General features: G+C 47.8%; 15 protein-coding genes. 7 read left to right on the forward strand and 8 right to left on the reverse strand.

The window, feature by feature from the left end; all coding sequences use genetic code 11:
• Positions 1-26: 26 nt before the first annotated feature.
• Genes N7U64_RS06300 through N7U64_RS06320 form a run of 5 tightly spaced genes read right to left on the reverse strand, consistent with a single transcriptional unit; the run spans position 27 to position 4,366 of the window.
• Positions 27-1,100, reverse strand: a complete 1,074-nt coding sequence (locus N7U64_RS06300; RefSeq protein ID WP_318928885.1) for an ABC transporter substrate-binding protein — start codon at positions 1,098-1,100, stop codon at positions 27-29.
• Between the two features lie 3 nt (positions 1,101-1,103).
• Complete coding sequence (locus N7U64_RS06305; protein ID WP_012371389.1) at positions 1,104-1,907, reverse strand: ABC transporter permease; 804 nt, start codon at positions 1,905-1,907, stop codon at positions 1,104-1,106.
• Positions 1,904-2,710: an ABC transporter permease gene (locus N7U64_RS06310; RefSeq protein ID WP_012371390.1), complete on the reverse strand. Its 807-nt coding sequence runs from the start codon at positions 2,708-2,710 to the stop codon at positions 1,904-1,906. Before N7U64_RS06310 ends, N7U64_RS06305 begins: the two co-directional genes overlap by 4 nt.
• A complete protein-coding gene (locus N7U64_RS06315) occupies positions 2,710-3,807 on the reverse strand; it encodes an ABC transporter ATP-binding protein (RefSeq protein WP_318928886.1) in 1,098 nt (365 codons plus the stop codon). The genes N7U64_RS06310 and N7U64_RS06315 overlap by 1 nt, the downstream gene beginning before the upstream one ends.
• 13 nt (positions 3,808-3,820) lie before the next feature.
• Positions 3,821-4,366, reverse strand: a complete 546-nt coding sequence (locus N7U64_RS06320) for a helix-turn-helix domain-containing protein (RefSeq protein WP_012371392.1) — start codon at positions 4,364-4,366, stop codon at positions 3,821-3,823.
• 186 nt (positions 4,367-4,552) lie between these two features.
• Here N7U64_RS06320 and N7U64_RS06325 point away from each other — a divergent pair, with 186 nt between their 5' ends.
• The 3 genes from N7U64_RS06325 to N7U64_RS06335 are packed head-to-tail and all read left to right on the forward strand — an operon-like array spanning position 4,553 to position 6,585.
• Positions 4,553-5,398 (forward strand): DegV family protein, encoded by an 846-nt coding sequence (locus N7U64_RS06325; RefSeq protein ID WP_318928887.1) that lies wholly within the window; start codon positions 4,553-4,555, stop codon positions 5,396-5,398.
• 59 nt (positions 5,399-5,457) lie between these two features.
• Positions 5,458-6,186, forward strand: a complete 729-nt coding sequence (locus N7U64_RS06330; protein ID WP_318094335.1) for a TspO/MBR family protein — start codon at positions 5,458-5,460, stop codon at positions 6,184-6,186.
• Between the two features lie 51 nt (positions 6,187-6,237).
• Positions 6,238-6,585 (forward strand): iron-sulfur cluster biosynthesis family protein, encoded by a 348-nt coding sequence (locus tag N7U64_RS06335; RefSeq protein ID WP_318928888.1) that lies wholly within the window; start codon positions 6,238-6,240, stop codon positions 6,583-6,585.
• Positions 6,586-6,840: 255 nt separating this feature from the next.
• Here the strand turns inward: N7U64_RS06335 and N7U64_RS06340 are convergent, their stop codons facing one another.
• The 3 genes from N7U64_RS06340 to N7U64_RS06350 all read right to left on the reverse strand — a co-directional run bounded on the left by N7U64_RS06340 (position 6,841) and on the right by N7U64_RS06350 (position 10,383).
• Complete coding sequence (locus N7U64_RS06340) at positions 6,841-8,883, reverse strand: bifunctional diguanylate cyclase/phosphodiesterase (protein ID WP_318928889.1); 2,043 nt, start codon at positions 8,881-8,883, stop codon at positions 6,841-6,843.
• 196 nt (positions 8,884-9,079) lie between these two features.
• Positions 9,080-9,838: an anti-sigma factor domain-containing protein gene (locus N7U64_RS06345; protein WP_214853266.1), complete on the reverse strand. Its 759-nt coding sequence runs from the start codon at positions 9,836-9,838 to the stop codon at positions 9,080-9,082.
• Positions 9,838-10,383, reverse strand: coding sequence for an RNA polymerase sigma factor (locus N7U64_RS06350; protein ID WP_012371398.1), 546 nt, complete (start codon positions 10,381-10,383; stop codon positions 9,838-9,840). Before N7U64_RS06350 ends, N7U64_RS06345 begins: the two co-directional genes overlap by 1 nt.
• Before the next feature lie 229 nt (positions 10,384-10,612).
• Between N7U64_RS06350 and N7U64_RS06355 the strand changes: the two genes are divergently transcribed.
• From N7U64_RS06355 to N7U64_RS06370, 4 genes are all read left to right on the forward strand, one after another.
• Entirely contained in the window at positions 10,613-10,876 is a 264-nt protein-coding gene (locus N7U64_RS06355; RefSeq protein WP_012371399.1) for a metal-sensitive transcriptional regulator, read from the forward strand.
• A 148-nt stretch (positions 10,877-11,024) separates the two neighbouring features.
• Positions 11,025-11,549, forward strand: coding sequence for a YceI family protein (locus tag N7U64_RS06360; RefSeq protein WP_131502291.1), 525 nt, complete (start codon positions 11,025-11,027; stop codon positions 11,547-11,549).
• A gap of 36 nt (positions 11,550-11,585) precedes the next feature.
• Complete coding sequence (locus tag N7U64_RS06365; protein WP_214767472.1) at positions 11,586-12,389, forward strand: SMP-30/gluconolactonase/LRE family protein; 804 nt, start codon at positions 11,586-11,588, stop codon at positions 12,387-12,389.
• Positions 12,390-12,491: 102 nt separating this feature from the next.
• Entirely contained in the window at positions 12,492-13,220 is a 729-nt protein-coding gene (locus N7U64_RS06370; protein WP_188004712.1) for an MBL fold metallo-hydrolase, read from the forward strand.
• Positions 13,221-13,263 lie beyond the last annotated feature (43 nt).

Here is a 13,263-nt window from a genome sequence, read left to right on the forward strand (position 1 = left end):
CCCGGATCGGGCAACAACTTTTCCTGTTATTTCTTATGCATTTTGAACTCTAAAAATAGTTCATTATAATGAGCGAGCATTTCTTTCCCTAAGTTTTCATATACTTCAAGTGTATCCGTGACCTCTTTATCGGGATAAAAACGTTTGTCTTCCCGTACGTCCCGATCGAGCAATTTCAACGCTGCTTTGTTTGGCGTCGAGTATCCGACATAGTCCGCATTTTTAGCGGCATTTTTCGGGTCCAGCATGAAATTGATGAATTCATGGGCACCTTTGACGTTTTTAGCCGTTTTCGGAATGACGACGTTATCGAACCAGACATTTGATCCTTCCTTTGGAATCACATAGTTCAAATTCTCATTTTCACTCATGATCTCATTGGCATCACCGGACCAGACGACACCGATTCCTGCTTCTTCATTGGCAAGCAAAAGCTTAATTTCATCCCCGACGATCGCTTTGACGTTTGGTGTCAAATCCATCAAGTTGGCTTTGGCTTCCTGCAGTTTCGTTTCATCGGTCTCGTTCAAGGAATAGCCAAGACTGTTCAGACTCATCCCCATCACTTCACGTGCTCCGTCTGCGAGAAGGATTTGATTTTTCAATGCCGGATCCCAAATATCTTTCCAGCTGGTCGGTTTTTTTCCGTCAATCAGTTTTTGATTGTAGACGATCCCGACCGTTCCCCAAAAATAAGGAATCGAATACTTGTTGCCTGGATCAAACGATAAATCGAGGAACCGTGGATCGATGTTCTTCAGATTGGGAATCTTTTGTTGATCGATCGGCAACACTAAATCCTCTTCGATCATCTTTGCGATCGCATAATCGGACGGCACAGCGATATCGTACGTCGTTCCGCCTTGTTCGATTTTCGTCAGCATCGCTTCGTTTGAATCAAACGTCTGATAGACGACTTTAATACCGGATTCCTTTTCGAACTGATCAATCAGTTCCGGATCGATATAATCGCCCCAGTTATAGATGTTCAGGACATTTTTGCCCGAATAACCTTGCGTCGCGTTCAACCGGTTCAATGCAAACAGGATGATACCGGAAATCAAGAAAATCGCGACAAACAATTGAATGAGTTTTTTCATCGATTATTTCACCTCCGGTCGGGACAACTTCATCGCAGAACGTTGGTTCAGGAAGTAATAGCCGATGACGAGTAAGAATGTAAACAGGAAAATCACGGTCGACAAGGCGTTGATTTTCATCGAAATCCCCTGCCGCGCAAGCGAATAGATTTCAACGGACAATGTCGTGAATCCATTTCCGGTAACGAAAAATGTCACCGCAAAATCATCGAGTGAATACGTCAATGCCGTAAAGAAGCCGGCAAAGATACCTGGTGTAATGTACGGCAGGATGACTTTCGTCAGAACATCAAGCCGGCTCGCTCCTAAATCACGCGCTGCATCAACGAGTGTCGGACTCATTTCCTGCAGTTTCGGCAGGACCAGAATGACGACAATCGGGACGGAGAACGCGATGTGTGACAACAGGACCGACGTAAAGCCGAGCTGAATGCCGAGCATCGTAAAGAAGATCAGGAACGACGCCCCGATGATGACATCGGGACTGACAATCAAGATGCTGTTGAGCGTCAACAGCGACGTTTCGATCCGTTTCTTGCGGACCGCCTGGATCCCGATTGCTCCAAGAACACCGATGATCGTCGAAATCGCTGCGGACAGAAGCGCAATGACTAGCGTGTTTAAGACGATGATCAAAAGTCGGGAATCCTGGAAAACTTCCTTGTACCAATCCCACGTGAAGGAATCAAAGTTCGTCATGTTGTCGGCACTGTTAAACGAGTAGAAGGCCAGATAAAGAATCGGGGCGTACAAGATGATGAAAACACCGATCAGGTACAGATTCGCTAATTTTAATCGTTTCATCATGTCGTCGCTCCTTTCTTCCGTTTCGTACTCGTTAATGCCAGAATGATTGCCATCGCAATAATCAGGAAGACGGCAATCGTCGCGCCCATTCCCCAGTTTTGCGTGACAAGAAACTGTTGTTCAATCGCTGTTCCGAGCGTGATGACCCGGTTCCCGGCAATCAGACGTGTAATCATGAATAACGACAGCGCCGGAATGAAGACGAGCTGACAGCCCGATTTAACTCCATCAAGCGTCAATGGAAAGACGACACGACGGAACGTCATGAAATTCGAAGCCCCGAGATCGCGGGCCGCAAACACAAGTGACGGATTCAATTTTTCAATCGCGTTAAAGATCGGCAGGATCATGAACGGAATGAAGATGTAGACGGAAACGAACACAAAACTGAAGTCCGTGAACAAGATCTGTTTCCGGCCGATTCCGATCGCTTCCAACGTTTGGTTCGCCCATCCGTAAGTGCTGAACAGACCGATGAATGCATAGGCTTTTAAGAGCAGGTTGATCCAGGTCGGCAAGATGATCAACAGCAGCCACAATTGTTTATGCTTTGTTTTCGTCAGCAGATAGGCAGTCGGATAACCAATTGCTAGTGAAAACAGTGTGATCAAAAAGGCATACCAAAACGAGCTGAGCGTCATCGTCAGATACGTCGAGGTGAAGAACTTCTGGTAGTTGACGAGTGAGAAATGTCCTTCGAGATCGAGAAACGAATAATAGACGACGAGGACGATCGGCGCAATGACGAACAACGCAATCCAGAAACTATACGGAATCAGGTACCAGTTACGTGTCTTCTGCATCACAGCACCCCATCGTAGGACTCAAGCCGTTTGTCGAATTCCTCTTCCGTCTCATTCAGACGCATGACGTGAATCGCTTCCGGATCAAACGTCAAGCCGATCTGTTCCCCGACCGTCGCTTTTTTCGTACTGTGGACGAGCCATTCGTTTCCGACTTCATCCATGCAGGCAATCTCATAGTGAACACCGCGGAACAGCTGGGAATCGACGGTCACGCGCAACTTCCCTTGGGCGACGCTGGTGATTTCCAAGTCTTCCGGACGGATGACGATTTCGACCGGTTCATTTAATTCGAGACCGCGGTCGACACATTCAAATTCTTTTTCTGCGAACGAGACCCGGTAATCCATCAACATCCGCCCCGGGATGATATTCGATTCCCCGATGAAATCAGCGACGAAACGGTTGATCGGTTCGTCATAAATATCCGTTGGTGTACCCGACTGCTGAATCAGACCGTGATTGAGGACAAAGATTTCGTCCGACATCGCCAGTGCCTCTTCCTGATCGTGCGTGACGAAAATGAACGTAATCCCGAGACGACGCTGTAAATCACGCAGCTCATACTGCATTTCCGTCCGGAGTTTCAGATCGAGTGCCGATAACGGTTCATCCAGTAAGATGACTTCCGGTTCGTTGACGATCGCCCGGGCGATGGCGACACGCTGGCGCTGTCCGCCTGACATCTCCGTGATTTCGCGGTTTTCGTATCCGGATAAGTTGACGAACTTTAACGCATCGAGCACACGTGTCTTGATTTCCGTGTCTTTCATCTTTTTGATCCGCAATCCGAACGCGATGTTCTCAAAGACGTTGAGGTGCGGGAACAACGCATAATCCTGAAAGACCGTGTTGACCTGCCGTTTGTTGGCGGGAACATCGTTGATCCGTTTTCCATTGAACAGAATATCGCCTTCCGTCGCTTCGGTGAACCCGGCAATCAGCCGTAAAACCGTCGTTTTCCCGCAACCGGATGGTCCGAGCAGCGTATAAAATTTTCCACGTTCAATTTCAAAACTGACGCGTTCAAGAACCGTCTGTTCGTCAAAACGTTTTGTCACGTCTGTAAATTGAATGATCGTATTGTTGTCTGCCAAATCTTATTCCTCCTTATAAGTACGAATCCGTGGCCGTCACGAGTACTTTCGTTTCCGCCTTTGAATCATTTCGTAACTGATGAATTTCTGAAGCTTTATAATAGAGCGTCTCGCCTTGCGTCGCCACGAATGATTCCCGGCCAAGCTTCAACGTGACCGCCCCTTCAAGTACATAGACGAACGTTTCCGATCCGGACGGTTCGTATGCTTTAAAGTGTCCGCCCGGTGCCAATCGCAGTAAGACAGGCTCCATTTCCTTTTCATTTGATTCCGGAATCAGCCATGTCACATGATACCCTTGTTCCGGGTCCTCATAACGCGTGACATCTTTTTGCGAATAAACGACCTTTTGATTTAATGTGTCTTCATCAAAGAAATCCTTTGCCGAGATGCCGAGTACTTCCAGAAGACTGAACAGCGTCTCAATCGACGGTGAACTGATCTCACGTTCGATTTGCGAGATGTATCCTTTACTTAAATCCGTCCGTTCGCCAAGCTCCTCTTGCGTCAAGCCTTTTTGAAGACGCAGATTTTTGATTTTGTTTCCGATCGTCCGCAATCCGCGCCCTCCTTTCCAAATAACAGTTTAGTATAAGACGACTTCAAGTTTACTAATCACGTACCGATTATAGCGTATTGGGCCAGTTAATCAACTAAAATGTTTCAAAAATTTAAGGGTTCATTTGACAGCGATAACGCTTACAACTACAATTAATACCAGGTACTAAAATAAGGAGGAAACACCATGAAGATTGCATGGATTACAGACAGTACGACGATTTTGCCCGATTCGATTTCCCAGCACGAAGACTTGACCGTCGTCCCTCTTCTCGTCATGAAGGATGGTGAAAGTTTTACGGACGGCGTCGATGTCCAGGCTGAGACCGTCTATGAATGGATTGGTGCGAAGCATAAGGTTACAACAAGCCAACCATCTATCGGTACGTTCACGGAACACTACGAACGGTTAAAAGAACAGTATGATGTCGGCTTTGCGATCCATCTTTCAAGTGAACTGAGCGGTACGTATAATGCGTCCGTCCAAGGTGCGGAGATTGCCGGTTTCCGGTTGATTGCCATCGATTCCCGTTGCGGTATCTATCCGGCGGGTCAATTGCTTGCGGAAGCGATACAGCTCGCAGCAGATGGAATGGCAGTCACAGAGATCGAGCAGTATATTTTAAAGCGCCGCTTCGATCATCATATCGAGTTCACGGTCGCGAACCTCGATCAGCTGCAGGCAGGCGGACGCATTTCCTCGACGAAGGCGTTTGTCGGTAACTTACTTCAATTGCGGCCTCTGTTTCATTTCGAAGAAGGGAAAATCGTACCGTATCAGACGGTTCGAACGTTCAAGAAAGCGCATGGGAAGATTTATGACCATCTCGTTGAAATGCTTGAGAGCGGAACGGTCACTGATGTTTCATTATTCCATGCAACTGCCTACGATTTGGCGTTCGAGTGGAAAACGAATCTCGAAAAGCGGTTCGATGTCACAGTTCGCATCGATAACTTAACGCCTGTTCTCGGTTCACATACCGGTAATCCGGCCATCGGCATGTCGTTCTTAAATCCGACGAGCCGACGCTGATGTCTAAAGAGTCAAATATCCGGGTAAACCTCCTTTAGAGATTAAAGGAGGTTTTTGTATTGAAAAACAAATGGATTTGGCTCAACTGGCTTGGTTTTGTTTTTACGATCGCTGTCAATGCGCTTGACGGTGGAAAGACAGGACGGATTTCGGACACGATCATGACCTATTTCAAACCCGCAGGTTATGCTTTCTCAATTTGGGGACTTATCTATCTTGTTTTGCTCGTCTGGTTGATCATGCAGACGATTCCGAAATTCAAGGAACATGATATCGCAAAAAAAATCGGACCGTGGTTCTTGATCAGTTGTCTGTTCAATGCCGGTTGGATTGTTACGTTCTCATACAAGTTATTCCCGCTGTCGGTCGTCGTCATCGTCGGTCTTCTCGTTTCACTGATCGTGATTTACTCAAAAATCGACCGCGAGACAAAAGCCTTACGCTTTAAATTGCCGTTCTCGCTTTACCTCGGTTGGGTATCGGTTGCGACGATTGCCAATATCTTCTTGACCATCGATACCGAAAACATCAACTCATGGCTTGGAATCGGCGATGCCGGTTGGACGATGATCATGCTTGGTGTTGGTGTAGTTCTCGCCTTGTTGTTCATGTTCTTTAACCGCGATCCGATTTATCCGCTCGTCTTCGTCTGGGCTTACATTGCAATTAACTTCCAGTCAGATAACGGGCTTGTTGATACAGTCGTTCTCGGAAGCGTCGTCGTCCTGCTTGCCGGATATGTCTTCCTGCTCGTCCGGATGCGCCGTCAAGTCCGACTGAGCAAGTAACGTTATTTTCTTTGCTGTTCGTCGTATACTGGTATCAAAGGAGTGAATGTCATGCATATTACATTTACAGAAGCCGCGCTTGGTCGAATCGACCAGTTACGCGGTGATACGGAAGGTCAATTGCATCTTTATTACGATACAGAAGGATGCGGTTGCGGAAATTCCGGTATCTTCAGCATCCGGCTCGTCGAAGGGGCGGCGGACGAAGATATGACGATTGATTCAAACGTCGGACCGGTCCTCGTTAAACGGTGGTCGAGCCATTTTCTCGATCAGGAAATGACGCTTGATTACAATCCCGAGAAAAAATCATTGATTCTAAAAAGTGATGGTCAATACTTCAATACGAACGTCCTCGTTACCGATCAGACCGGCTGCCAGTTGACAGCCAACCGGTAAGACGACAAAAAAGGCAGCTTCCCTTGTGGAAAGCTGCCTTTGTAGTGTGATGGACAGACAGGTACTGGATTGAGTAGAGAGCTGAGCAACCATCGAAATGTACGGCGATTCTGTCTGCATCTTGCACAAGTCGAACAAATTCCTGCCCGGAATTCGTTCACGAAGCCATTGCGTCCCCCATGATCGCACACATATTCCTCGTGTGCTTATCCAGTATACGTAAAAAGACACGGATTGGATTGAACGGATGTGCTGTCAGCCCACATCCAGGACAGTTCGTTCAATCGTCTGCTGGTCGAGATCCTTGACCTTGACCGGACGGCTGTAATAATAGCCCTGCCCATAGTCACATCCGAGTCGTTTCAGGAATTCATGCTGCTCAAGCGTCTCGACGCCTTCCGCCACCACTTCAATCCCAAGACTCTTCGCCAACTGGATGATCATTTCGGTAATCGCCGTTCCCCGCTCATCATGCGGTACTTCATCAATGAATGATTTATCAATCTTCAATATATCGATCGGTAAATGCTTTAAATGCGTCAGCGAGGACAGTCCTGTCCCGAAGTCATCGAGCGCAATCGTCAAACTCAATTGCTTTAATTCTCCGAGCATCAATAAGGCCCGCTCCAGATTTTCCATGACGGATGTCTCCGTAATTTCCAGTTGAAGTTGTAATTCTCCGCCGTCCTTCAACGAATGATGAACGATTTCCTTGATCATCAGATTATGCGATTCCGACCGGAAATGCATCGCTGACAGGTTGACGGAGACTTGACGGATGAAGTGATCCTCTTCCCGCCAGACTTCCATTTGCTTGACAGTTTCCTGCAGTACCCACTGGGTCAGCCGATGGATCAGACTGTACTTTTCAGCGAGCGGAATGAATTCCGCCGGTGAAATGAAACCGAATTTCGGATGATTCCAGCGAATCAGGACTTCTGCCTGCTCGACCTTGCCTGTTGCCAGCGCAATTTTCGGTTGATAGACGAGATTAAACTCTTTAAAGTCCGTCATGGCCCGACGGAGGGAACCGACGATTTGTTGTTCCCGGCGATCCGAATGGAGCAGTTCATCGTAGATGACAAAACGGTCCCGTCCTTCATTTTTCCCTGCACGCAGGGCGCTTTCCATCTGACCAATCCGCATTTCCAGTGTATCCGTAATATTCGGAACGATGATGCCGATGGTCGCAGTCAAATGAATCTCCTGCCCGTCGAGAAAAATCGGTTGCCGGATTGCTTCCAGGACATCCGTGAAGGCCTCTTCGAGCAGATCGGGATGGATGTTTTGAATCAGGAAAAATTGGGTTCCATTGTAACGGATACAAGCTTCATCTTCTTGAAGTAACGCTTTGATCCGGTCCGAGAATTGCCGAATGACGATGTCTCCCTGATCAAAGCCGAATGTATCATTGATCCATTTGTACCCGTCCAAATCGAGCAACGCCATCGTCATCCGCTTTTTCGTCCGGCTGTATTGTCCGTCGACTTTTGACATATGATGATCCAGCCAACGGCGATTGTGCAATCCGGTCAAATGATCCGTATACGCCATCATCTGTAAGGCCCGCCGTTCAAGATGAATATACAGCCCGACGATCAACAGAACGATTAAAAAGACCGGAACTGCCACGTCGCTTAAGATATTTGATGTGACGGGGCTGGCTGAGACGTCCACTCCCGAAGCACCGGGAACACAAAACGTCGTCCCGAGCATTCCGACATAGTGCATCGTTGAAATACCAAACCCCATTAAGATGGCAACGGGAATCAAAATTCGTTTTTTATCGACATGCCGTGTCATATACAGCAACAGGAGGGCGACATAAGCGACCGTGATGGCAATCACAATCGATAACGTGAATAACGCCGCATCATAGCGGACATCCCCATCGAACTGCATCGCAACCATACCAAGATAATGCATCATGGCGATTCCCATCCCCATTAACGTTCCGGCAATGATGACTTTTTTCCGTGTCAGCTCCGAATAATATAAGAGATAAAAGGCAATCCAGGCAGCCGTCACGGCGGGGACGATTGACAGGAACATCAGCACCCAGTCGTATTTGACCGGTACCGCCAACTCAAATGCCCCCATGCCAACGAAGTGCATACCCCAAATGGATAATCCCATCGTCAAGGAAGAGACGAACAATGCTCTTTTCTTTAAAGATACGGCTTTTGCCAACCGGCGATTTAATTCAAGTGAGGCATAGGATCCGACAATGGCCACGATGACCGATAGGATGACCAATGTCTCTTCGTAATGTTTCGTTAAGGTGATCCATTCATTCATGATAAGTGCCTCTCTTTTTTGACTGACATTCCTATTAGTATCGTCTGCTTACCGGTATTTTTTCAGTCTTCTGAAGAAATTTCATTAGAATGCGTGTGCTTTTTTCTAAAAGAGGCGGATATACTCGAAAAACGAACAAAAAAAGGGATGCTGTTGATATCGCATCCCCTTACTGTTATCTCTCATTCACTGATTGTTATAACGCGACGGAAGCCACGACTTCGCCGGTCGGTTTTTCTAAATCCGGTTCAGGTTCGACTGTGATGGCGACCGCATCAATTGTTCCGTCTCCTTTGATCGGGAAGACAGCTGCCGCTTCCCCGTCCTGTTCGATGACCCCGTTCGCACGAGGCGTATCACCTTGAATCGTCCAAAGTTGATACAACTCACCCTTCTTCAGCGGCGGTAAATCTTTCAGTTGGACAAGCATGAATTCCTGATCATCTTTTGTAAAAATCATGCTTGACCCCTTAATTGAGGCCGTACTTTCAAAGTTGCCCATTCCTTTGACTTCGTCCATCGCAAACTCTTCCGCCGGAGAAGACTCGTCTTGCGACAAGAAGTAGGCGTTGGCACCAAGTGACAGGATCAAGGCGGCTGCGATACTCATCAACCATCCGAGCGGCACAGACCGTTTTTTCTCTTTCTTCGATCGTACTGCGTCGAGGTCAGACAAGTGCGTCTCCTCTACAGCCGGTTTTTCAACTGCTGCTTGCACCGGTTTTTGTCCTTGTTTCGTCGATCCAAGGACTTCACCGAGAATTCTTGACTTCATGCCGTTTGGTATCGGTCGTTCCGGAAGTGATTCCGCGATGGGCAGCATCAAGTCTTGCATCTCTTGGAGCGCCTGTTTGCAGTCATCACAAGTCGCCAAGTGTGCCTCGAACGCGTCGCGATCGGCAGCTGATAATGTTCCGTTGAAGTAATCGATTAAATCATGACAACGTTCTTCCATCAACGTTCCCTCCCGTCTAGTAATTTTCGGAGTGCCTGGATAGCACTCCTTATTCTGGTTTTCACCGTTCCAAGCGGTAAATTAAGCTGATCTGAAATTTGTTGTTGTGTCAGGCCTTTAAAATAAACGAGTTCAATTAACTCTTGTTGATCGGGTTTCAGTTCATTGACGGCATCGCGGACTTCCGTCGCCGTTTCCCGCTGCATGACCGTCCGTTCGACCGGTTCATCATATCCGCCGTCCCGCTCCTCGACTTCAATCGTCGGTTGGCGTTTCTCGCGTCTCAGACAGTCGAGCGCTGCATTGCGGGTAATCGTTAATATCCAAGAGGAGAACTTTCCTTTATCGGTATTAAAATCGACCCGTCCGTTCCAAATCTTCATCCAGACTTCCTGGATGACTTCTTCTGATAAACGATCATTGTTCGTAAAGCGATGAGCGAATGAGAACAACAGTCTTTCATACTTGTCATACAGTACTTCGAGAGCTTGTTCATCTCCACTGCGCATCTGATGATAAAGCGATTCATCGGATTGAGTATGCATCCTTCTCCTCCTTGGTGATCAGTCAGCCTTATCATATAGTATACGCAAGCTGACGCAAAATCGTTTTAGTTTTTTCACTTTATTTCATTTTTTTGTCCACCACATCCATATTCCCTATTCCGCTAAAAAATATAGCTGAAAAAAGCGGTTAGATTGACAGCAATACCGTGATGGGCATAGCATAAAGGTATCGAACAGACGGATTGCATCTTAGAATGGAGGAAAATGAATGGATTACGATCGTAAAATGAAGAACCGGGTCAGCCGGATCGAAGGACAACTTCGCGGTATCTTGCGAATGATGGAAGAAGGACAGGATTGCCGTGATGTCATCACGCAACTGTCGGCTGCCCGCTCCGCCATTGACCGGACGATTGGTGTCGTCGTCAGCTCCAATCTGATCGAGTGTGTCAAAGAAGCCGAACAATCCGGCGAAGGACAGACGGAGGAATTGGTTAAGGAAGCCGTTAACTTGCTGGTAAAAAGCCGCTAATCGATTCCTTGGAATCGTTGATAGTCTTGCTCTGCTTGGATGCGGTGCAAGACTTATTTTTGTTTCCGCTGTATGTTTTGGAATCGAGATAAAAAGGAACAATAAAAGGCATGACGAAAAGTGACTTGAACATGAGGAGGAACCGAATATGGCTACGTATCAACTCGATCAGGACCACAGCTCCATCACATTCTCAGTCAAACACATGATGATTTCAAAGGTTAAAGGAGAGTTTCGTGACTTTACCTTTGATGTCAGTGGAGAAGCACATGATTTGGAAAACGCTTCTGCTGTCGTAACGATTCCGGTCGCTACGATAGACACACGCAGTGCGGACCGCGATACACATTTGAAATCAGCTGATTTCTTCGATGTCGAGCAGTATCCGAACATTACTTACCGTGTGACTTCGTTTAAAAAACACTCCGGTGACGAATATGAAGTGACCGGTGATTTGACGATTAAGGATGTTACGCGGACAGAAACGTTTAAGGTCGAGTATGAAGGCAGCGGTGTTGATCCTTGGGGTAATACACGTTCCGGTTTTGAAGTCGACGGGAAGATCAAACGGGAAGACTACAATCTCACCTGGAACGTCGCGCTCGAAGCCGGAGGTGTTCTGGTCGGCAGTGATGTGAAGTTTCAATTGCACCTCGAGTTCATTCACGGGTAATTAGTAGAGATCATAGTAGATGTAGGGGGAAATCAGATGACAGTTTCACTTTTTATTGATGTTGCATGTAAGACCGGGGAATCACCGGTGTATGACGCTAAAACCAAACGATTTTATTTCGTCGATATTCCGGGCAAGCTTCTTTTTTCATATGACTTAACGACAGAGGCTTTAAAACCGTACCAAGTACCAAGTGCCATCACCTCGATCGCTTTGACGGATGCGCCGGATTTCCTTCGTGTCACGTCGGCACATGGTTTCGGAACGTTTGATTTAAAGGAAGGACACCTCTCACTGGAAACCCAATTGACGCTTCCTGACTCCGACCGGATGAATGACGGGAAACTTGATCCATCGGGTCAGTATGTGGCCGGAAGTATCAATGAAGAGGACGGCGAGACCGCTTCCCTCTATCGTCTGCGTCATGACGGTTCCGTCGATGTCCTCCTCGAAAACTTAACGAACTCGAACGGACTCGTTTGGTCCGAGGACGGTAAGACACTCTATCACATCGATACGCCGACGAAAAAAGTCTATGCCTTCGACTATGCTGCGGATCAACCGTTGACAAACCGCCGGGTGGCCATCGACTTAGAGGACGAAGACGGTTTCCCGGATGGTATGACCAAAGACACGGAAGGTCATGTCTTCATCGCCCATTATGCCGGATCATGCTTAACACGCTGGAATCTTGAAACCGGTGAAAAACTTGCCCAGATCGATTTCCCGGTTTCGAACCCGACTTGTCCGATTCTGTACGAAGACCGTCTACTGGTCACGACAGCAGCAGACGGGGACGATTCCGAACATGCCGGAGCCGTTTTCGAAGTGACGTATTAACACCTTTGCTCCCTCACGAGAGGGAGTTTTTTTGTAGACGTCTGTACTAAAACAGGCGATACTAAAACAGAAGTGTATATTATGACGAGGGAGTGTAATCGGATGCATATTTCGACGATCGAACGACTTCATCAACTGCAAACAACGCCGTCCTTCTTCCCGGTCAACTGTTACTTATTTGAAGAAGCGGACAGCCTCACCCTGATTGATACGGGGATTTCACTGAATGCCAAAGCGATTTATTCCGTCATCAAGTCGTTTGACAAACCGTTACAATCCATCATCCTGACTCATGCACATGCCGATCACGTCGGATCCCTTGATTTTTTAGCAAGTGCTTTCCCGCTTGCCGAAGTCTCGATCAGTTACCGGGATGCGGCTCTCCTCAGCGGGGATGAGTCGTTGCGCGAAGGCGAGACGACACCGCTGAAAGGCGGCATTCCAAAAAACATCAAAACCCGTCCGGACCGGCTGCTCGAAAGCGGTCAACAGATCGGCAGTTTAAGTGTCATTGCTTCTCCGGGACACACACCGGGTTCCATCTCCCTGTGGCATGAAGGCAGTCGGACGTTGATTGCCGGTGACGCTTTCCAAACTCAGGGTGGTCTGGCGGTTTCGGGGGACACGCGTTGGCAGTTCCCCTTCCCGTCGCTTGCGACCTGGGATAAGGAAGTCGCCCTCCAATCGGCGCATCAGTTGACGGAATTGACACCGGACGTCCTGGCAGTCGGTCACGGACCGCTCGTCGTCGCACCAAGCTTCGATATGCGCCAGGCAGTCGACCGGTTCGAACAGCTCTTATCCTCGAAAAAGCGCAACGGCTATACGTAAAAAAATCAGCTGGTTCAAAAAAATCCGGACATTTCCTGCTCCT

Origin of the sequence: Exiguobacterium sp. K1 (genome assembly GCF_033721435.1) — a bacterium.
Taxonomy (GTDB): Bacteria; Bacillota; Bacilli; order Exiguobacteriales; family Exiguobacteriaceae; genus Exiguobacterium_A; species Exiguobacterium_A artemiae.

Excerpts from the sequence above, each read along its gene's own strand:
- N7U64_RS06350 (WP_012371398.1), bottom strand. The coding sequence starts at position 10,383 with ATGCATACTCAATCCGATGAATCGCTTTATCATCAGATGCGCAGTGGA.
- N7U64_RS06300 (WP_318928885.1), bottom strand. The coding sequence starts at position 1,100 with ATGAAAAAACTCATTCAATTGTTTGTCGCGATTTTCTTGATTTCCGGT.
- N7U64_RS06340 (WP_318928889.1), bottom strand. The coding sequence starts at position 8,883 with ATGAATGAATGGATCACCTTAACGAAACATTACGAAGAGACATTGGTC.
- N7U64_RS06310 (WP_012371390.1), bottom strand. The coding sequence starts at position 2,710 with ATGCAGAAGACACGTAACTGGTACCTGATTCCGTATAGTTTCTGGATT.
- N7U64_RS06370 (WP_188004712.1), top strand. The coding sequence starts at position 12,492 with ATGCATATTTCGACGATCGAACGACTTCATCAACTGCAAACAACGCCG.
- N7U64_RS06355 (WP_012371399.1), top strand. The coding sequence starts at position 10,613 with ATGGATTACGATCGTAAAATGAAGAACCGGGTCAGCCGGATCGAAGGA.
- N7U64_RS06325 (WP_318928887.1), top strand. The coding sequence starts at position 4,553 with ATGAAGATTGCATGGATTACAGACAGTACGACGATTTTGCCCGATTCG.
- N7U64_RS06365 (WP_214767472.1), top strand. The coding sequence starts at position 11,586 with ATGACAGTTTCACTTTTTATTGATGTTGCATGTAAGACCGGGGAATCA.
- N7U64_RS06335 (WP_318928888.1), top strand. The coding sequence starts at position 6,238 with ATGCATATTACATTTACAGAAGCCGCGCTTGGTCGAATCGACCAGTTA.
- N7U64_RS06360 (WP_131502291.1), top strand. The coding sequence starts at position 11,025 with ATGGCTACGTATCAACTCGATCAGGACCACAGCTCCATCACATTCTCA.
- N7U64_RS06345 (WP_214853266.1), bottom strand. The coding sequence starts at position 9,838 with ATGGAAGAACGTTGTCATGATTTAATCGATTACTTCAACGGAACATTA.
- N7U64_RS06305 (WP_012371389.1), bottom strand. The coding sequence starts at position 1,907 with ATGATGAAACGATTAAAATTAGCGAATCTGTACCTGATCGGTGTTTTC.